The sequence below is a fragment of the Streptomyces sp. NPDC047869 genome (genome assembly GCF_040704065.1).
Lineage (GTDB): Bacteria > Actinomycetota > Actinomycetes > Streptomycetales > Streptomycetaceae > Streptomyces.
Genome location: NZ_JBEYRK010000044.1, coordinates 14,091 through 33,025, shown reverse-complemented (window position 1 = coordinate 33,025; position 18,935 = coordinate 14,091). Strand labels below are relative to the sequence as shown.

Below are 18,935 nucleotides of genomic sequence, written 5' to 3'. Positions count from 1 at the left end.
TACGCAGTGTGTCGTATCGCGGTGCGGCCGGTCTAGGCCTGCGGGGGGTGGTGCAGGCCCAGGTTCTCGTAGATTTCCAGGGTCGCCGTGGAGTTGTTGAGCGTGATGAAGTGCAGTCCGGGCACTCCCTCGGCCAGCAGCCGTGCGCAGAACTCCGTGGCGAACTCGATACCGATGGAGCGTACCGCCGCCGGATCGTCCTTCGCTGTGAGGATGCGCTCTTTCAGGGCGTCCGGGAACAGCGCGGTGCTGAGCTTGGGCACCCGTTCCAGCATCCGCACGCTGGTGACCGGCAGGATCTCGGGGATCACGGGTGTCTCGCAGCCCGCGGCCTCGACCCGGTCGCGCAGTCGCAGATACGACTCCGGCTGGAAGAACATCTGTGTGATGGCGTAGTCGGCGCCCGCGCGGCACTTGTCCACGAAGTGCCGGACGTCGGTGTCCCAGTCGGCGGAGCGCGGATGCATCTCCGGGAACGCGGCGACGCCCACACAGAAATCGCCCGATTCCTTGATGAGCCGGACGAGTTCGGCCGCGTACTCCAGGCCCCGGGGGTGCGGGATCCAGTCGCCCATCGGGTCGCCGGGCGGGTCGCCGCGCACGGCGAGCATGTTGCGGATGCCGGCGTCCGCGTACTGGCCGATGATGTTGCGCAGTTCGGCGATGGAGTGGTCGACCGCGGTGAGGTGGGCGACGGGTGTGAGCGTCGTGTCGACGACGATCTGCTCGGTCTCCCGGACCGTGGTCGTGCGGGTGGTGCCGCCGGCGCCGTAGGTGACGGACACGAAGTCCGGCGCCACCGCCTCGACCCTGCGCAGCGCGTTCCACAGGTTCCGCTCGCCCTGGGGCGTCTTCGGCGCGTAGAACTCGAACGAGTACGTCGTCTTGCCGGTGGCGAGGATGTCGCGCACGGTGCGTGCGCGATCAGTCCTGGTGGATGCGGTTCCGAGGGCCATACCCGCAGGTTAGCCAGGGGTGGGCGGTACCCCAACCGGACGCCGGTCATTTGCCCGATTTGCCGCTTCCCTGTCCACCCCTTGGACAGAAACCCGGACAGGCCCCGGACCGCACCCCGTCCGCGGCGCCGCCACCGCTACCGCTGCCGCAGCCGCTTGGCGAACCGGGCCGCGGCGTCACCCGGGTCGTCGGCCTCGGTGATCGCGCGGACCACGACGACCCGTCGGGCGCCCGCGTCCAGCACCTGCTCCAGGTTGCCGTGGCCGATGCCGCCGATGGCGAACCAGGGGCGGTCGGTTCCCAGGCCCGCGGTGTACCGCACCAGGCCGAGGCCGGGGGCCGGCCGGCCGGGCTTGGTCGGGGTGGGCCAGCACGGGCCGGTGCAGAAGTAGTCCACGCCCCGCTGGACGGCGGCCGCGGCGGCCTCGGACTCGGTGTGCGTGGAGCGGCCGATCAGCACGCCGGCACCGAGGACGGCGCGGGCGGCGGGCACGGGGAGATCGCCCTGGCCCAGGTGGAGCACGTCGGCGCGGGCGGCGTGGGCCACATCGGCCCGGTCGTTGACCGCGAGCAGCCTGCCGTGCCGGGCGCAGGCGTCGGCGAACACCTGGAGGTGCTCCAGTTCCTCCGCGGCCTCCATGCCCTTGTCACGCAGCTGAACGATGTCGACACCGCCCGCCAGGACCGCGTCCAGGAACTCGGCGAGGTCGCCCTGCCGTCTGCGGGCGTCCGTGCAGAGGTACAGGCGGGCGTCGGCGAGTCGGTCGCGGGCGGTGTCGGGCATGCGTGGGTCCCCCCGGGTCGGCGTCCATGGGCGTGCGGGCGGGTGGCGTACGGACCGGGGCCGGTACGCCACCGCGCGGTGCGGGTCGGTTCAGAAGGCGAGCGCCTGGGCGCGCCGCTTCACCTCCGTGCCGCGATTCTCGCTCAGGGCCTGCGCGGGGGTGCCGGGCAGGGTCGGGTCGGGGGTGAAGAGCCACTCGATCATTTCTTCGACCGTGAAGCCGTCGTCACGCAGGAGCGTCAGGGTGCCGGACAGGCCCTTGACGACCTTGTCCCCGTCGATGAAGGCGGCGGGGACGTGCAGCGCCCGGTTCTCACCTCGGCGTACGGCGATGAGCTGGCCCTCCTTGACCAGCTGCCGCACGCGCGTCACCTCGACATCGAGCCGTTCGGCGATGTCGGGGAGGGTGAGCCAGCCGGGGACGAGTGCATCGATCTTTGCGTCAATCTCGGTCACGGGATCTAGCCTGCCATCCGTCACTGACAGTCGGAAGCCAGGCCGGTCCGCGTGGGTGCCACCGCCCTAGTCGAGGGTGGCGCTCTTCAGGGGCCGCGCCGGGTCGGCCAGGACCTCGGGGTCCATGCGGCGGCCCGCCTCGATCAGCCGCCGGCCCTGGGCCAGGTCGCGGGGCCTGCCCACCGCCAGCAGGGCCACCAGCCGGTCCTCGCGCAGCCAGCAGACGGACCAGGCGGGACCCTCCGGCTCGCCGCGCCACACCATGCGGTCGGCGGCGGCGTGGTGGCCCGCGTACTGGACGAACCGGCCGAACTGCTCCGACCAGAAGTACGGCACCGGGTCGTAGACGGCGGGGATCTCACCGAGGATGTTCGCGGCGACCGTGCGCGGCCCCTGCAGGGCGTTGTCCCAGTGGTGGACCAGCAGCCGGGCGCCGTAGCGGGCGGACGGGAAGGAGGCGCAGTCGCCGACGGCGTACACGTCCTCGGCGGAGGCGCGCAGCCGGTCGTCGGCGAGGATCTCGCCCTGCGGGCCCAGCTCGATGCCGGAGCCGGCCAGCCAGGCGGTGGCGGGGCGGGCGCCGATGCCGACCACGACGGCGTCCGCGGCCAGCCGGGTGCCGTCGTCGAGCAGCACCGCGCCGGGCTCCACGCGCTCCACGCGCGCGTCCGTGCGCAGTTCGGCGCCGCTGTCGGCGTACCAGGCGGTCATGGGCGCGGCGACCTCGGCGGGCAGCGCGCCGGCGAGCGGCCGGTCGGCGGCCTCCACGACGGTCACGGCGCAGCCCGCCTCGCGGGCGGCGGTGGCGAACTCGGCGCCGATCCAGCCGGCGCCGACGACCACGATGTCGTGCTGCCGGGCCAGCACCGGCCGCAGCCGCTCGGCGTCGTCCAGGGTGCGCAGCAGGTGCACGCCGGGCACGCCCTCGGTGCCGGGCAGTGTGACCGGCTCGGCGCCGGTGGCGAGGACCAGGACGTCGTACGGCACGGGACCGGCCTCGGTGTCCAGTTCGTGGTCGGCGGGGCGCACCCCCAGCGCCTCGCAGCCGAGCCTGAGTTCGATGCCGAGGGACTCGAAGTCCACGTCGAAGGCGGAGCCCTCGGCCGTGCCGAGGAGCACGGCCTTGGACAGCGGCGGCCGGTCGTAGGGCTGATGGGGCTCGGCGCCGATCAGGGTGACGGTGCCGGTGAAGCCCTGTTCCCGCAGGGCCACCGCGGTCTGTACCCCGGCCATGCCCGCGCCGGCGACCACCACGCGCCGCCGCGGCGACGTGTCCTGCTGTGCTGTCTGCTCGCTCACCCGATCACCTTAGACAACTGACGGAGAGTCAGTCAGCGGGCGTGCTCGGTGACCTGCTCCACCACGCTGGTTCCGGCGCCCTCCTGCGACTCCCACTCCCAGGTCTCCTCCAGCCGCACCCGCCCGTCGGGCAGCTCCGCGACCGTCGACACGCAGTGCCCCGAGGAGGTGGTCCCGTCCTGCTTGAGCTGTACGTACCGGAAGTCCAGCCGGTCGCCCGCCCGGGTGCCGACCAGGTGGCCGCGCACCACGTCGCCGCCCGCGTACTCGGCCCAGATCTCGCCGCCCCGCTCGTGGTAGGCGAAGCGGGTTTGCGTACCCACCTGACCCGGGGCCTGGTCCGCCACCGGGGCGAGGAAGAGTCCGTCGAGCGAGCGGGCCATGGGGCGGGGCTCCTTACGAGGTCGGGGGGCCGAGGGCTAGGGTGGCCACCGTACAAGCACTCGCGGGAGCCCGGACGCACCGGGCTGAGAGGGAGGCTGGCGGCCTCCGACCGTACGAACCTGATCCGGGTCATGCCGGCGAAGGGAGGGGCTGGACGCCCATGCCGTCACGTACGTCCGACGTCCTCGTCATCGGGGGCGGGATCATCGGCCTGGTCACGGCCTGGCGCGCCGCGCAGCGCGGGCTCACCACTGCCGTGGTGGACCCCGAGCCCGGCGGCGGGGCCGCGCGGGTCGCGGCGGGGATGCTGGCCGCGGTCACCGAACTGCACTACGGCGAGGAGAAGTTGCTCGCCCTCAACCTGGAATCGGCCCGCCGCTACCCGGACTTCGCGGCCGAGCTGACCGAACTGACCGGTCACGACCTGGGCTACCGGCGCTGCGGCACGCTCGCCGTGGCGCTCGACTCGGACGACCGCGCCCATCTGAGGGAGCTGCACGCCCTGCAGCGGCGCTCGGGGCTCGACTCCGTGTGGCTGTCCGGGCGGGAGTGCCGGCGCCTCGAACCGATGCTCGCGCCCGGGGTGCGGGGCGGGCTGCGGGTCGACGGCGACCACCAGATCGACCCCAGACGGCTGGCGTCCGCCCTGGTGGACGCGTGCGAGCGGGCCGGGGTGGTGTTCCACCGGTGCTGGGCCGAGCGGCTCGACGTCGCCGGGGGCCGGGCCGCCGGGGTCACCGCGGCGGACGGCACCCGGCTGGGCGCGGGCCGGGTGGTGCTCGCCGGCGGCAGCCTCAGCGGGCGTCTCGCGGGCGTCCCGGACGATCTGCTGCCCCCGGTGCGGCCGGTGAAGGGGCAGGTGCTGCGGCTGACCGTGCCCCGGCGGTACGCGCCGTTCCTGAGCCGTACCGTGCGGGCCGTGGTGCGCGGCAGCCAGGTCTACCTGGTGCCCCGGGAGAACGGCGAGCTGGTCGTCGGCGCGACCAGCGAGGAGTTGGGCTGGGACACCACGGTGACCGCGGGGGGCGTGTACGAGCTGCTGCGCGACGCCCATGAACTGGTGCCGGGGATCACCGAGCTGCCCCTGACCGAGACCCGGGCCGGTCTGCGCCCCGGTTCCCCCGACAACGCCCCGCTGCTCGGCCCGTCCGGGCTCGACGGACTGCTGCTGGCCACCGGGCACTACCGCAACGGCGTGCTGCTCACTCCCGTCACCGGGGACGTCATGGCCGAGCTGCTGACCGGCGGCGAGCTGCCGGAGGCGGCCCGTCCGTTCACCCCGGAGCGCTTCGGCGCCGCACTCGTGGAGCAGCCCGCATGAGCATCTGTGTCTCGGTCAACGGCGAGCGCCGGGAGATCGCCCCGGGCACCGCGCTGGACGCGCTGGTGAAGACCCTGACCGTGGCACCCTCCGGGGTGGCCGCGGCCGTCAACGAGACCGTCGTACCGCGCGCGCGGTGGGCGGCCACCGCGCTCCTCGACGGTGACCGTGTCGAGGTCCTCACCGCCGTCCAGGGAGGCTGACCATGTCCGACGATCCCTTCCTGGTGGGCGGGGTGCCCTTCGGGTCCCGGCTGATCATGGGCACCGGCGGCGCGCCCAGCCTGGACGTGCTGGAGCGCGCGCTGGTCGCCTCCGGCACGGAGCTGACCACCGTGGCCATGCGCCGGGTCGATCCCGCGGTGCACGGCTCGGTGCTGTCGGTGCTGGAGAGGCTGGGCATCCGGGTGCTGCCGAACACCGCGGGCTGCTTCACCGCCGGGGAGGCCGTGCTGACGGCCCGGCTGGCGCGCGAGGCGCTGGGCACCGACCTGGTGAAGCTGGAGGTCATCGCCGACGAGCGCACCCTGCTGCCGGATCCGGTGGAGCTGTTGGAGGCGGCGGAGACGCTGGTCGACGACGGGTTCACGGTGCTGCCGTACACCAACGACGATCCGGTGCTCGCGCGGAAGCTGGAGGACGTGGGCTGTGCGGCGGTGATGCCGCTGGGCTCCCCGATCGGCTCCGGGCTCGGGATCCGCAACCCGCACAACTTCCAGCTCATCGTGGAGCACGCACGCGTGCCGGTGATCCTGGACGCGGGCGCCGGCACGGCCTCGGACGTCGCGCTGGCGATGGAGCTGGGCTGCGCCGGTGTGATGCTCGCCTCCGCCGTGACGCGGGCCCAGCGGCCCGAGACGATGGCGGCGGCGATGCGGCACGCGGTGGAGGCGGGGCGGCTGGCCCGGCTGGCGGGCCGGATCCCGCGCAGGCACTTCGCCGAGGCCTCCTCCCCCACCGGGGGCCGCGCCGACCTGGACCCCGAGCGGCCCGCGTTCTAGTTCGCCCTCCCGCCTCGCGGGACAGTCACAGGTCTGCTGCAGTACGTCACCGGAACGGCGCAGCGCACGGCGGTGTCCGTCGGTCCTCGTACACTCGCCTGCGTGGATACGACCCTTCAGGACCCGCTCGTCGGGCAGGTGCTCGACGGACGCTATCGCGTCGAAGCGCGGATCGCCGTCGGCGGGATGGCCACGGTCTACCGGGCCCTGGACACCCGCCTGGACCGCGTGCTCGCGCTCAAGGTGATGCACCCGGCCCTGGCGGTCGACGGGTCGTTCGTGGACCGGTTCATCCGCGAGGCCAAGTCGGTCGCCCGGCTCGCCCACCCCAACGTGGTGCAGGTCTTCGACCAGGGCACCGACGCGTCCTACGTGTATCTGGCGATGGAGTACGTCGCGGGGTGCACGCTTCGGGACGTGCTGCGCGAGCGGGGGGCGCTGCAGCCGCGGGCGGCGCTGGACATCCTGGAGCCGGTGCTCGCCGCGCTCGGCGCCGCGCACCGGGCCGGTTTCGTGCACCGGGACATGAAGCCCGAGAACGTGCTGATAGGCGATGACGGGCGGGTCAAGGTCGCCGACTTCGGGCTGGTGCGGTCGGTCGACACGGTGACCAGCACCACGGGCGCCGTCCTCGGGACCGTGTCGTATCTCGCTCCCGAGCAGATGGAGCAGGGCACCGCCGACCCGCGTGTCGACGTCTACGCCTGCGGTGTCGTCCTCTACGAGATGCTGACGGGCGGCAAGCCGCACTCCGGGGACTCCCCGGCGCAGATCCTGTACAAGCACATCCACGAAGACGTGCCGCCGCCCTCCGCGCTCGTGCCGGGGCTGCCGCCGGAGCTGGACGAGCTGGTCGCCTCGGCGACCGCGCGCACCCCGGACCTCCGGCCGGACGACGCCGCCGCGCTGCTCGGCCAGGTGCTGCGGGCCCGGGCCGGGCTCAGCGCCGGTCAGCTGGACGCCGTGCCGCCGCAGGCGCTGTCCGCGGAGCACGACAACGCCGGGGACCGTACGAGCGTGATCCCGCGCTCGCTGACCGTGCCCCGGCCGCTGCCCGTCAACGAGGACGACGGCCCGGCGGACGTCCGGCACACCAGCCGGCTGCAGAGCCCGCCGGTGCCCGAACGGCGGGGGCCGCTGCGGCCGGGACGCCGGCTCGCCGCGCTCGTCGCCGCCGTGCTCGTCGTCCTCGGCGTGGGCGCGGGCGTCTGGTACATCAACTCCGGGCAGTTCACCAAGGTCCCGCCGCTGCTGGCCAAGACCGAGGAGCAGGCGACGGCGCGGCTGAAGTCGTCCGGGCTCCACGTCAAGGAGATCAAGCGCGAGTACAACGACACGGTCGGCAGCGGCAAGGTCATCAACACCGATCCGACGGCCGGGGCCCGCATCCGGGGCAACGGCTCCGTGACCCTCGTCATCTCCCGGGGCCCGGAGATCGTGAAGGTGCCCGACCTGCGCGGGGTGCCGCTGGCCGAGGCACGCTCGCGGCTGAAGTCGGCCGGGCTGGAGCCGGGCATGGTCAACCGTGCCTTCAGCGACAGCGTGGACCGGGGCTCGGTGATCAGCACCGACCCGCAGACGGGTGTCGAGCGGCACGCGGGCTCGGCGATCGCGCTCCTGGTCAGCAAGGGCAGCCCGGTCGACGTGCCGGACGTCACCGGTGAGGACCCGGACAGCGCCCGGCAGGACCTGGAGGACGCGGGTCTGAAGGTGCGGATCTCCGCGCAGCAGGTCAACTCCGAGTACGACAAGGGCCAGGTGGCCCGGCAGACCCCGGGGGCCGACAGCCGGGCCGCCGAGGGCGACACGGTGACGCTGACCCTGTCCAAGGGCCCGGTGATGGTGACGGTGCCGGACGTGGTCGGGTCGAGCGTGGACGACGCCACACAGCGGCTGGAGGCCGCCGGCTTCGAGGTGAACGAGGACCGGGGCCTGCTCGGGCTGTTCGGTGACACCGTGAAGGAGCAGTCGGTGGACGCGGGCGAGAAGGCGCCCAAGGGGTCGACGATTACGATCACCATCCGCTGACCCGGTGAGCGGGGTCACCGGGGACCGCGGTCCGGCGGCGGGGGACGGCATGACACCCTGAACGGGTGACATCCCAGCCGTCCCGCCCCGCCGCCCCGAGCCTCTCCGGCCCCGCCCGCAACCCGATCGGCGGTCACGTCCCGGTGGCCGGCGGTCTGCACTCGGTGGGGCTGTCCTACGCCCGCGAACTGAAGGCCGAGACCGTGCAGGTCTTCGTCGCCAACCCGCGCGGGTGGGCCACCCCGGCCGGGAACCCGCGGCAGGACGAGGCGTTCCGTGAGGCGTGCGCCGCGGAGTCGGTCCCGGCGTATGTCCATGCTCCTTACCTGATCAACTTCGGCTCACACACCGAGGCGACCGTGGAGCGCTCGGTGGAGTCGCTGCGGCACTCGCTGCGGCGTGGACGGGAGATCGGGGCGCTCGGCGTGGTGGTGCACACGGGCAGCGCGACCGGCGGGCGGGCACGCGAGGTGGCGCTGAAGCAGGTGCGCGCACATCTGCTGCCGCTGCTGGACGAGCTGACCCACGACGACGACCCGTTCCTGCTGCTGGAGTCGACCGCCGGGCAGGGCGCCTCGCTGTGCTCGCGCACCTGGGACTTCGGGCCGTACTTCGAGGCGCTGGACGCCCATCCGAAGCTCGGCGTCTGCCTGGACACCTGCCACATCTTCGCCGCCGGGCACGACCTGACCGGCCCCAGCGGCATGCACCAGACCCTCGATCTGCTGGTCGGCACCGTCGGCGAGGGCAGGCTGAAGCTGATCCACGCCAACGACTCCAAGGACGTGGCCGGCGCGCACAAGGACCGGCACGAGAACATCGGCGCCGGTCACATCGGCGAGGACCCGTTCCGGGCGCTGATGACCCACCCGGCGACGGCGGGCGTGCCGCTCGTCATCGAGACCCCCGGCGGCAGGGAGGGGCACGCGGCGGACGTCGAGCGGCTGAAGAAACTCCGGGATTCGTGACCTTCGGGAATACCCCCAGGGGGTATGCGGTTCCGGTGGGTACACGAACCGCCCGTCCGGCATTGGGGGACCTCATGGAGCACACGGCACACACTGAGCACCAGCACCAGGGGCACGGCCACGACCACGGCTCCGGCACGACAAGCTGGGCGACGGCCGCGCAGGCCACCCTGCACTGCCTCACCGGCTGCGCCATCGGCGAGGTGCTCGGCATGGTCATCGGCACCGCGGCCGGCTGGGGGAACCTGCCGACCACCCTGCTGGCGATCGTCCTGGCCTTCTTCTTCGGCTACTCGCTCACCATGCGCGGGGTCCTGCGGGCCGGTGTCGACCTGCGGACCGCGATCCGGGTGGCCCTGGCCGCCGACACCCTGTCCATCGCCGTGATGGAGCTGATCGACAACGGGGTGATCCTGGTCTGGCCGTCCGCGATGGACGCCACTCTCGCCGACGCGCTGTTCTGGATCTCGCTGGCCGTCTCGCTGGTGATCGCCTTCGTCGTGACCACCCCGGTCAACAAGTGGACGATCGGGCGGGGCAAGGGGCACGCCGTGGTGCACCAGTACCACCACTGACCCGGCACGGACGCCAGGATCAGAGCTCGGGGCCCTCCCCGGGCTCTTCCTGGTAGGAGTAGCGCTGCTCCTTCCAGGGGTCGCCGATGTTGTGGTAGCCGCGCTCCTCCCAGAAGCCGCGGCGGTCGGCGGTCATGTACTCCACGCCCCGGACCCACTTGGGGCCCTTCCAGGCGTACAGGTGCGGAACGATCAGGCGGACCGGGAAGCCGTGCTCGGCGGTGAGGAGTTCGCCGTCCTTGTGGGTGGCGAAGACCGTGCGGTCGGAGGCGAAGTCCGCGAGCCGCAGGTTGGAGCTGAACCCGTACTCCGCCCACACCATCACATGGGTGACGTCCGCGGCCGGCGGGGCGAGGTCCAGCACCGCGCGGGCCGGGACGCCGCCCCACTCCGCGCCGGTCATGCTGTACTTCGTCACGCAGTGCAGATCGGCCACCACGGTGGTGTAGGGCAGCGCGGTGAACTCCTCGTGGCCCCAGGTGTGCTTGTCGCCGTCGGCGGTGGCGCCGAAGACGCGGAACTCCCAGCGCTCGGGCCGGAACTTCGGCACCGGACCGTAGTGCGTGACCGGCCAGCCACGCTGCAGCCGCTGCCCCGGCGGAAGCTCGGGCCCTGCCGCTTCTCCAGACGCTCGCTCCACCGGATGACCCATGTATCCATCCTGACAGACCTCCGGCAGTGCCCTTGACCACCCACCCCCGAGCCGGACAAATACCATCAGAGCGCCACTTACGTAATTAGTACGCACTTACTGGACGATCTTCTCGGCCGGTGAAATCATGCGGCGCTAGCGACCTGGTTCGACCACGTGAAGGAGTCCATCGCGATGCAGGGCGACCCCGAGGTCATCGAACTGCTCAACGAGCAGCTGACCGCCGAGCTGACCGCGATCAACCAGTACTTCCTGCACGCCAAGCTGCAGGACCACAAGGGATGGACGAAGCTCGCCCAGTACACCCGGGCCGAGTCGTTCGACGAGATGCGGCACGCGGAGGTCCTCACCGACCGCATCCTGCTGCTGGACGGTTTGCCGAACTACCAGCGGCTCTTCCATGTGCAGGTCGGGCAGACGGTGGCCGAGATGTTCCGGGCCGACCGGCAGATCGAGGTCGAGGCCATCGACCGGCTGCGCCGCGGCGCCCAGCTCATGCGCGAGAAGGACGACATCACGTCGGCGAACATCTTCGAGGCGATCCTGGCCGACGAGGAGCACCACATCGACTACCTCGACACCCAGCTCGAACTCGTGGACAAGCTCGGTGAGGCGCTCTACCTGTCGACCGTGATCGAGCAGAGCCAGCCCGACCCGTCGGGACCGGGCACCGGGGGCTTCTCCACGCACTGAGCGGCCGCGCGGGGCGGCGCCGGGCGGCGTGTCAGGCGGCGTCGTCCAGCCGGCCGAGGGCCGGTGCGCGCCGGTCGATCAGTTCCCGGCGCGGGCAGGCGCCCCGGCCGAGCAGCGCCTGGATGCGCCGTACGCAGCCGCCGCAGTCCGTGCCGGCCTTGCAGGCGGAGGCTATCTGGCGGGGGGTGTGGGCGCCGTCCTCCGCGTGCTGCTTGACCTGGGCCTCGGTGATGCCGAAGCAGCTGCAGACGTACACGCGGACTCACCTCCCGACAGGGTCGCTGTTGTCATGCCGTCCCGTTGTCCGGTGAGGCAAACCTAACCTTACCCATCGCGTCGAGAGCGCAAAAGTGCGTGGGGCGCGGATCCGGTGTGATCCGCGCCCCAGACCACTCACTGGTCGCGGTACATCTCCGCGACGAGGAACGCCAGGTCGAGGGACTGGCTGCGGTTCAGCCGCGGGTCGCAGGCCGTCTCGTAGCGCTGGTGCAGATCGTCGACGAAGATCTCGTCGCCGCCGCCCACGCACTCGGTGACGTCGTCGCCGGTCAGCTCCACGTGGATGCCGCCCGGGTGGGTGCCGAGCCCCTTGTGGACCTCGAAGAAGCCCTTGACCTCGTCGAGCACGTCGTCGAAGCGGCGGGTCTTGTGGCCGGAGGCCGCCTCGAAGGTGTTGCCGTGCATCGGGTCGGTCACCCAGGCCACCGTGGCGCCGGACGCCGTGACCTTCTCGACCAGCTCGGGGAGCCGGTCGCGGATCTTGTCGGCACCCATGCGGACGATGAAGGTCAGCCGGCCCGGCTCCCGCTCGGGGTCGAGGCGGTCGATGTAACGCAGCGCCTCCTCGGCCGTGGTGGTCGGGCCGAGCTTGATGCCGATCGGGTTGCGGATGCGCGAGGCGAACTCGATGTGCGCGCCGTCGAGCTGCCGGGTGCGCTCACCGATCCACACCATGTGCGCGGAGACGTCGTACAGCTTGCCGGTGCGGGAGTCGACCCGGGTGAGGGCGGACTCGTAGTCCAGCAGCAGCGCCTCGTGCGAGGAGAAGAACTCGACGGTCTTGAACTCCTCCGGGTCGGTCCCGCAGGCCCGCATGAAGTTCAGCGCGCTGTCGATCTCCCGCGCCAGCTGCTCGTAGCGCTGCCCGGACGGGGAGGACTTCACGAAGTCCTGGTTCCAGGCGTGCACCTGACGCAGGTCGGCGTAGCCGCCGGTGGTGAAGGCGCGCACCAGGTTCAGCGTGGAGGCCGAGGCGTTGTACATGCGCTTCAGCCGCTCGGGGTCCGGGACGCGGGCTTCCTCGGTGAAGTCGAACCCGTTGACGGAGTCGCCGCGGTAGGTCGGCAGCGTCACGCCGTCCCGGGTCTCGGTCGGCTTGGAGCGCGGCTTGGAGTACTGGCCGGCGATCCGGCCCACCTTGACCACCGGCACGGAGGCCGCGTAGGTCAGGACGGCACCCATCTGGAGCAGCGTCTTGAGCTTGTTGCGGATGTGGTCGGCGGACACCGCGTCGAAGGCCTCGGCGCAGTCGCCGCCCTGGAGGAGGAACGCCTCTCCCTTGGCGACGGCCGCCATCCGGGCGCGCAGCTGGTCGCACTCGCCCGCGAAGACGAGCGGCGGATACGACTCGAGGTCCGCGATCACTGCGCGCAGAGCCTCGGTGTCGGGGTACTCGGGCTGCTGCGCCGCGGGCAGGTCTCGCCAGGTGTTGCCAGCGCTCGCGCTGGTCTTAGCGTTCACGGTCACCCCTCAAACATTACGGGGTCGTGTCGCATGCTCTGTGTTCGGCTCGAAGGGTGAGACGGACAGTTTGCCCCGTGGACGCCGGGCCGGTGCGGTAGGGTTTCCGGCATGTTCGCGCTTTCGATCCAGAACTGGTGGTGGACCGCTCATCCGGCGGCCCACTGACTGCGCGTACGCAAGACTTCGCGAAGGCCGCCCGAGGGGCGGCCTTCGGTGTTTTCCGGGCCGTTCCTCTCCGTCAGGCAGACGACCGAGAAGGAGCCCCACCCGTGAACCTCAAGGACCTGTTGTCCGACCCCCGTCCCTTCGCGCTGCTCCGCCGGCGCACCCCGGGCCGGGCCGAGCACCCGGTGGAGCTGCTGCTCGGCCCCGTCACCACCCGGGACAAGCTGGCCGACCTGCCCGACGAGGGCCTGGCGCTCGTCCCGTTCCGGCAGATCCGCGAGCGCGGCTTCGACGTCCGGGACGACGGCACCCCGCTGCTGGTGCTGACCCCCGAGGAGTCCTACGAGTTCCCGCTCGCCGAGGCCCTGCGGTCGCTGCCCGGCCATGAGGTGCGGGTCGAGGGCGGGGGCTTCGACGTCGGCGACGAGGAGTACGCCGAGATCGTCGGGCGGGTGCTGCGCGAGGAGATCGGCCGGGGCGAGGGCGCCAACTTCGTGATCCGGCGGACGTACGAGGGCGGGATCCCCGGCTTCGGGCGGGCGGACGCGCTGGCGCTGTTCCGGCGGCTGCTGGAGGGCGAGCGGGGCGCCTACTGGACGTTCCTGGTCCACACCCCGGAGCGGACGCTGGTCGGCGCCAGCCCGGAGGTGCACGTGCGGATGTCGGGCGGGACGGTCGTGATGAACCCGATCAGCGGGACGTACCGCTATCCGGCCGGGGGGCCGACGCCGGAGCATCTGCTGGGCTTCCTCGCCGACGGCAAGGAGATCGAGGAGCTGTCCATGGTCGTCGACGAGGAACTGAAGATGATGTGCACCGTCGGCGACATGGGCGGGGTGGTCGTCGGGCCGCGTCTGAAGGAGATGGCGCACCTGGCGCACACCGAGTACGAACTGCGCGGGAAGTCCTCCCTGGACGCGCGGGAGGTGCTGCGGGAGACCATGTTCGCGGCCACCGTCACCGGGTCGCCGGTGCAGAACGCCTGCCGGGTGATCGAACGGCACGAGGCCGGCGGACGGGGCTACTACGCGGGCGCGCTGGCCCTGCTCGGGCGGGACGCCGGCGGTGCCCAGACGCTGGACTCCCCCATCCTGATCCGCACCGCCGACATCGCCGCCGGCGGCCGGCTGCGCGTCCCGGTGGGCGCGACGCTGGTGCGCGGCTCGGATCCGGCGGGCGAGGTGGCGGAGACGCACGCGAAGGCGGCGGGAGTGCTCGCGGCCCTCGGGGTACGGCCGTCCGCGCCGCGCACGGAGCGCGGGCGCCCCCGGCTGGCCGACGACCCCCGGGTGCGGGCCGCGCTGGACGGGCGCCGGGCCTCCCTCGCCCCGTTCTGGCTGCGGATGCAGGAGCGCTCCGACGCCCTCGCGGGGCACGCGCTCGTCGTCGACGGCGAGGACACCTTCACGGCGATGCTGGCGCACGTGCTGCGCTCCGCCGGGCTGGAGGTGACGGTCCGGCGCTACGACGAGCCGGGACTGCGCCGGACCGTGCTCGCGCACCCGGGGCCGGTGGTGCTGGGGCCGGGCCCGGGCGACCCGTCCGACCCGGCCGACCCGAAGATGCGTGTCCTGCGGGACCTGGCCGCCGCGGTGATCGGGGAGCACCGGCACGGTGTGCTCGGGGTCTGCCTGGGGCACGAGCTGATCGCGGCGGAGCTGGGTCTCGAGATCGTCCGCAAGGAGGTCCCGTACCAGGGGGCGCAGACCACGATCGACCTGTTCGGGCGGCCGGAGACGGTCGGCTTCTACAACAGCTTCACGGCCCGCTGCGACGACGAGGCCGCAAGGGAGCTGGCCGCGCACCACGTGGAGGTGAGCCGGGCGGAGAACGGGGAGGTGCACGCCGTGCGCGGCCCGGGGTTCGCCGGGGTGCAGTTCCACCCGGAGTCGGTGCTGACCCTGAACGGGGCGGCGGTCGTGCGGGAGCTGGTCGGCGAGCTGCGCGGGGTGAGCGGGGCGGTCTGACGGCGGGGGCCCGGGCACCGCGGTCCCCGGGCCCCCCGTCCATGACGCGCCGTCAGCCGAAGAACACCCCGACCTCGTCGTACAGCTTCGGGTCCACCGTCTTGAGCTTGGCGGTGGCCTCGGCGATCGGGACGCGCACGATGTCGGTGCCGCGCAGGGCGACCATCTTGCCGAAGTCGCCGTCGCGCACGCAGTCGATGGCGTGCAGGCCGAAGCGGGTGGCGAGCCAGCGGTCGAAGGCGCTGGGGGTGCCGCCGCGCTGGATGTGCCCGAGCACGGTCGTGCGGGCCTCCTTGCCGGTGCGCTTCTCGATCTCCTTGGCCAGCCACTCGCCGACCCCGGACAGCCGGACGTGCCCGAAGGAGTCCAGCGACTCGTCCTTGAGGACCACCTCGCCGTCCTTGGGCATGGCGCCCTCGGCGACGACGACGATCGGTGCGTACGAGGCCTTGAAGCGGGAGGTGATCCAGGCGCACACCTGGTCGAGGTCGAAGCGCTGCTCGGGGATGAGGATGACGTTGGCGCCGCCGGCCAGCCCGGAGTGCAGGGCGATCCAGCCGGCGTGACGGCCCATCACCTCGCAGACCAGGACCCGCATGTGGGACTCGGCGGTGGTGTGCAGGCGGTCGATGGCCTCGGTGGCGATGCCGACCGCGGTGTCGAAGCCGAAGGTGTAGTCGGTGGCGGACAGGTCGTTGTCGATGGTCTTCGGCACGCCGACGCAGGGCACGCCGTACTCGTCGCAGAGGCGGGCGGCGACGCCGAGCGTGTCCTCGCCACCGATCGCGATGAGCGCCTCGACCTCCTGCTTGCCCAGGTTCTCCTTGATGCGGCGGATGCCGCCCTCCACCTTGAGGGGGTTGGTCCGCGAGGAGCCCAGAACGGTTCCCCCGCGGGGCAGGATGCCGCGCACCGCGGGGATGTCGAGGCGCACCGTGTAGTTCTCGAGCGGCCCCCGCCAGCCGTCCCGGAAGCCGACGAACTCGTATCCGTACTCCTGCACACCCTTGCGGACGACGCCCCGGATGACGGCGTTGAGTCCGGGGCAGTCACCGCCCCCGGTCAGTACTCCCACCCGCATGCCACACGTCCCTTCACCGCGGTTACCTGACGCTCACTCACGGTAATGGTGATACGGGTCACACGACGAGAGGCGGGGAGGGCGATTCCGGTGAATTGTCAGGAGACCGCTTGACCGGCCGGTCTCACTCCTCGTCGAGGCCGCGCTCGATCGCGTACCGCACCAGCTCGACCCTGTTGTGCAGTTGGAGCTTGCCGAGGGTGTTCTGGACGTGGTTCTGGACGGTGCGGTGGGAGATGACGAGGCGTTCGGCGATCTGCTTGTAGCTCAGGCCCTTGGCGACCAGCCGCAGCACCTCGGTCTCCCGCTCGGTCAGCCGGGGCGCCCCGGGGGAGTCCGTGTCCGGGGCGGGCGCGGGCTCGGCGGCCAGGCGCCGGTACTCGCCGAGGACCAGCCCGGCGAGGCCCGGGGTGAACACCGGGTCGCCGACGGCGGTACGGCGCACCGCGTCCAGCAGTTCCGCGGTGGAGGCCGACTTCAGCAGGTAGCCCGTCGCGCCGGACTTCACCGCCTCCAGCACATCGGCGTGCTCACCGCTGGCGGAGAGCACCAGGACGCGCAGCGCGGGGTTGTGGGCCACCAGCTCCTTGCACACCGTCACACCGGGCTTGGCGGGCAGGTTGAGGTCCAGCACGAGGACGTCCGGGGCCGCGGCCTTGGCACGGCGGACCGCCTGTTCGCCGTCGCCGGCGGTGGCGACCACCTCGAAGCCGGACTCGGCGAGGTCCCGGGCGACCGCGTCGCGCCACATGGGGTGGTCGTCGACCACCATGACCCTGATCGGCTCCTGCGCCTGCGTCATCGCCGCTCCGCCTTCCCCCGCGCCCGCACGGCGCCCTTCGGTACCTTCAACTCGACTTCCGTGCCCTGTCCGGGCACCGAGATCAGCTCGGCGCTGCCGCCGAGGTCGCGCAGCCGGCCGCGGATCGACTGGGCCACGCCCAGCCGGCCCTCGCCCTCGGCCTGGGCCAGCCGGCCCTCCGGGATGCCGGGCCCGTCGTCCCGCACGGTCACGACGATCTCGTCCGGTTCGTCCTCGACCAGGATCCAGGCCCGGGCCTCGGCTCCGGCGTGCTCGCGCACGTTGTCCAGGGCCGCTCCGACCGCCGCCGCCAGCTCCCGCGCGGCCGGCCGCGGCAGTTCGACCGGGGCGCCGGGCTCGGCGAGGCTGGTCCGGGCGCCCGCGTGGCGGGCGAGCAGGGCGCGCAGGTCGACCGGGCCGTCCGGCTCGTCGTCGTACGGCTCGTCGACAGCGCGTACGACGGCTCCGGCGGCGGCGTCCTCCGATACCCGGGACACCGGCATTAGGCCGCCGGAGACCAGCGTGCGCAGCGCCACCTCCTGCTCGCCCGCCAGCCGCCCCAGCTCGGCGGCCTCGCCGCCGATGACCGCGCCGCGCCGCTGCACCATGGCCAGCACCTGGAGCACGCCGTCGTGGATGTCCCGGGCCAGCCGCTCGCGCTCGCGGGTCGCCGCCTCGATCTCCAGGGCGCGGGCGAGGGTGCGTTCGGAGGCCCGGGCGACCTCCACGACGTAGCCGATGGCGATGGAGGCGACCCAGACCAGGATCACGTTGTGCACGGTGTCCCGGGCCGGGCTGCCGCGCTCCACCAGGTTGACGGCGGCGACGGCCGTGGAGGCCACGGCGGCCCAGCGCCAGCCGCCCTTGATGGCGAAGGCCAGCACGGCGCCGGCGGTCCATATCGACGGCAGGGTCGGGCCGCCGCTCGCGATCCGTTCGTGGTTGTCGGCGAGCGGGGTGAGCAGGATGCCGGTGAGCGCGACGGTCAGGTCGGCGGCCAGGAAGCCCCTGGTGCAGCTCGCCGCGTTCGCCACCCGGGGCAGGGTGGCGAGGGTCCACACGACCAGCACCGCGTAGTAGCCGATGGCGACCCAGGGGCGCACGAAGTGGTCGTACGCGGTGGCGCACAGGCCGATGGCGTACAGCATCGTCAGCACGCGGTAGCCGGCGAGCGCGCGCCACAGCGGCAGTTCGACCGACATCCTCATGACCCGCTCGCGCCTGGCCATGGCCCCGCCCCCCGATCCCCCGGTTCCCCACTAGCTCCCGGGCTGCTTCTTCTCCGCCTTCTCGGCCTTCTCGGCTTCCTTGGCCGCCTTCGCCGCGTCCGCGATCTGCCGCTTGGCGGCGGTCGCGTACATGTCGACGTACTCCTGGCCGGAGAGCTTCATGATCTCGTACATGACCTCGTCGGTCACCGCGCGGAGCACGAACCGGTCGTGCTGCATGCCGTGGTAGCGGCTGAAGTCCAGGGGCTTGCCGATGCGGATGCCCGGACGCATCAGCTTGGGCATCACCTGGCCGGGCGGCTGGATCTTCTCCGTGTCGATCATGGCGACCGGGATGACCGGCGCGCCGGTGGCGAGCGCCACGCGCGCGAGGCCGCCGGGCTTGCCCCGGTACAGCCGGCCGTCGGGCGAGCGGGTGCCCTCGGGGTAGATGCCGAACAGCTCTCCGCGTTCCAGCACCTCTATGCCGCTCTTGATCGCCGCCTCGCCGGCGCCGCGCGCCCCGGAGCGGTCCACCGGGAGCTGTCCGACGCCCTTGAAGAAGGCCGCGGTGAGGCGGCCCTTGACGCCGGGAGTGGTGAAGTACTCGGCCTTCGCGATGAAGGTGACCTTGCGGTCGAGGACCGCGGGCAGGAAGAACGAGTCCGAGAACGAGAGGTGATTGCTCGCCAGGATGGCGGCGCCCTCGGGCGGAATGTTCTCCAGGCCCTCCACCCAGGGTCTGAAGGCGACCTTCAGCGGCCCTCCGATGGCGACCTTCATCGTGCCGTACAACACCCGCGTGCCTCCTGTTTCCGACGGTCAGACCATAACCCGGAGTGCCGCCAATGG

21 protein-coding genes and 1 riboswitch are annotated in these 18,935 nt (G+C 72.3%); of the genes, 9 read left to right on the top strand and 12 right to left on the bottom strand.

The window, feature by feature from the left end:
- Nucleotides 1–32: 32 nt before the first annotated feature.
- From metF to AB0924_RS35770, 5 genes are all read right to left on the bottom strand, one after another.
- On the bottom strand, nt 33–956 hold the full coding sequence (gene metF, locus AB0924_RS35790) for a methylenetetrahydrofolate reductase [NAD(P)H] (protein WP_358931014.1): 924 nt from the start codon (nt 954–956) through the stop codon (nt 33–35).
- Between the two features lie 137 nt (nt 957–1,093).
- Nucleotides 1,094–1,741: a thiamine phosphate synthase gene (gene thiE, locus AB0924_RS35785; RefSeq protein ID WP_366913689.1), complete on the bottom strand. Its 648-nt coding sequence runs from the start codon at nt 1,739–1,741 to the stop codon at nt 1,094–1,096.
- Between the two features lie 90 nt (nt 1,742–1,831).
- Nucleotides 1,832–2,197: an Rv2175c family DNA-binding protein gene (locus AB0924_RS35780; RefSeq protein WP_358931009.1), complete on the bottom strand. Its 366-nt coding sequence runs from the start codon at nt 2,195–2,197 to the stop codon at nt 1,832–1,834.
- Nucleotides 2,198–2,263: 66 nt separating this feature from the next.
- Complete coding sequence (locus AB0924_RS35775; RefSeq protein ID WP_366913688.1) at nt 2,264–3,496, bottom strand: FAD-dependent oxidoreductase; 1,233 nt, start codon at nt 3,494–3,496, stop codon at nt 2,264–2,266.
- A 32-nt stretch (nt 3,497–3,528) separates the two neighbouring features.
- Nucleotides 3,529–3,879 carry a hypothetical protein gene (locus AB0924_RS35770; protein ID WP_358931005.1) on the bottom strand — a complete coding sequence of 117 codons (351 nt, stop codon included), beginning with the start codon at nt 3,877–3,879 and terminating at the stop codon, nt 3,529–3,531.
- A gap of 52 nt (nt 3,880–3,931) precedes the next feature.
- Nucleotides 3,932–4,043: riboswitch (TPP riboswitch) on the top strand.
- Between AB0924_RS35770 and thiO the strand changes: the two genes are divergently transcribed.
- From thiO to AB0924_RS35740, 6 genes are all read left to right on the top strand, one after another.
- Nucleotides 4,041–5,201, top strand: a complete 1,161-nt coding sequence (gene thiO / locus AB0924_RS35765) for a glycine oxidase ThiO (protein ID WP_358931003.1) — start codon at nt 4,041–4,043, stop codon at nt 5,199–5,201. Its footprint overlaps the riboswitch before it by 3 nt.
- A 2-nt stretch (nt 5,202–5,203) precedes the next feature.
- Nucleotides 5,204–5,404: a sulfur carrier protein ThiS gene (gene thiS, locus AB0924_RS35760; protein ID WP_358931296.1), complete on the top strand. Its 201-nt coding sequence runs from the start codon at nt 5,204–5,206 to the stop codon at nt 5,402–5,404.
- Nucleotides 5,405–5,406: 2 nt separating this feature from the next.
- Complete coding sequence (locus AB0924_RS35755) at nt 5,407–6,201, top strand: thiazole synthase (protein ID WP_366913687.1); 795 nt, start codon at nt 5,407–5,409, stop codon at nt 6,199–6,201.
- A gap of 102 nt (nt 6,202–6,303) precedes the next feature.
- Nucleotides 6,304–8,229 carry a Stk1 family PASTA domain-containing Ser/Thr kinase gene (gene pknB / locus AB0924_RS35750; protein ID WP_366913686.1) on the top strand — a complete coding sequence of 642 codons (1,926 nt, stop codon included), beginning with the start codon at nt 6,304–6,306 and terminating at the stop codon, nt 8,227–8,229.
- A gap of 65 nt (nt 8,230–8,294) precedes the next feature.
- On the top strand, nt 8,295–9,197 hold the full coding sequence (locus AB0924_RS35745) for a deoxyribonuclease IV (RefSeq protein ID WP_358930997.1): 903 nt from the start codon (nt 8,295–8,297) through the stop codon (nt 9,195–9,197).
- A gap of 74 nt (nt 9,198–9,271) precedes the next feature.
- The gene (locus tag AB0924_RS35740; protein ID WP_366913685.1) at nt 9,272–9,772 is read left to right on the top strand and encodes a DUF4396 domain-containing protein; all 501 of its coding nucleotides are present in this window, start codon (nt 9,272–9,274) and stop codon (nt 9,770–9,772) included.
- A gap of 19 nt (nt 9,773–9,791) precedes the next feature.
- Here the strand turns inward: AB0924_RS35740 and AB0924_RS35735 are convergent, their stop codons facing one another.
- Complete coding sequence (locus AB0924_RS35735; protein WP_358930993.1) at nt 9,792–10,424, bottom strand: sulfite oxidase-like oxidoreductase; 633 nt, start codon at nt 10,422–10,424, stop codon at nt 9,792–9,794.
- Nucleotides 10,425–10,598: 174 nt separating this feature from the next.
- Between AB0924_RS35735 and bfr the strand changes: the two genes are divergently transcribed.
- Entirely contained in the window at nt 10,599–11,117 is a 519-nt protein-coding gene (gene bfr / locus AB0924_RS35730) for a bacterioferritin (protein ID WP_358931294.1), read from the top strand.
- 31 nt (nt 11,118–11,148) lie between these two features.
- Here the strand turns inward: bfr and AB0924_RS35725 are convergent, their stop codons facing one another.
- Together AB0924_RS35725 and AB0924_RS35720 are read right to left on the bottom strand one after the other, a co-directional pair.
- Nucleotides 11,149–11,373 carry a (2Fe-2S)-binding protein gene (locus AB0924_RS35725; protein ID WP_358930991.1) on the bottom strand — a complete coding sequence of 75 codons (225 nt, stop codon included), beginning with the start codon at nt 11,371–11,373 and terminating at the stop codon, nt 11,149–11,151.
- Nucleotides 11,374–11,510: 137 nt separating this feature from the next.
- Nucleotides 11,511–12,863 (bottom strand): class II 3-deoxy-7-phosphoheptulonate synthase, encoded by a 1,353-nt coding sequence (locus AB0924_RS35720; protein ID WP_358930989.1) that lies wholly within the window; start codon nt 12,861–12,863, stop codon nt 11,511–11,513.
- Between the two features lie 105 nt (nt 12,864–12,968).
- Here AB0924_RS35720 and AB0924_RS35715 point away from each other — a divergent pair, with 105 nt between their 5' ends.
- Nucleotides 12,969–13,025 carry a trp operon leader peptide gene (locus AB0924_RS35715; RefSeq protein ID WP_115913573.1) on the top strand — a complete coding sequence of 19 codons (57 nt, stop codon included), beginning with the start codon at nt 12,969–12,971 and terminating at the stop codon, nt 13,023–13,025.
- 104 nt (nt 13,026–13,129) lie between these two features.
- Nucleotides 13,130–14,992 carry an anthranilate synthase family protein gene (locus AB0924_RS35710; RefSeq protein WP_366913684.1) on the top strand — a complete coding sequence of 621 codons (1,863 nt, stop codon included), beginning with the start codon at nt 13,130–13,132 and terminating at the stop codon, nt 14,990–14,992.
- 52 nt (nt 14,993–15,044) lie between these two features.
- Here AB0924_RS35710 and AB0924_RS35705 read toward each other — a convergent pair whose 3' ends face one another.
- The 4 genes from AB0924_RS35705 to AB0924_RS35690 form a co-directional block, all read right to left on the bottom strand.
- Nucleotides 15,045–16,073 (bottom strand): 6-phosphofructokinase, encoded by a 1,029-nt coding sequence (locus AB0924_RS35705; RefSeq protein ID WP_358930985.1) that lies wholly within the window; start codon nt 16,071–16,073, stop codon nt 15,045–15,047.
- A gap of 124 nt (nt 16,074–16,197) precedes the next feature.
- Nucleotides 16,198–16,875, bottom strand: a complete 678-nt coding sequence (locus AB0924_RS35700) for a response regulator transcription factor (RefSeq protein ID WP_358930983.1) — start codon at nt 16,873–16,875, stop codon at nt 16,198–16,200.
- Nucleotides 16,872–18,104, bottom strand: coding sequence for a DUF5931 domain-containing protein (locus tag AB0924_RS35695; protein WP_366913683.1), 1,233 nt, complete (start codon nt 18,102–18,104; stop codon nt 16,872–16,874). The genes AB0924_RS35700 and AB0924_RS35695 overlap by 4 nt, the downstream gene beginning before the upstream one ends.
- 30 nt (nt 18,105–18,134) lie before the next feature.
- Nucleotides 18,135–18,878, bottom strand: a complete 744-nt coding sequence (locus AB0924_RS35690; protein ID WP_358931291.1) for a lysophospholipid acyltransferase family protein — start codon at nt 18,876–18,878, stop codon at nt 18,135–18,137.
- Between the last annotated feature and the right edge of the window lie 57 nt (nt 18,879–18,935).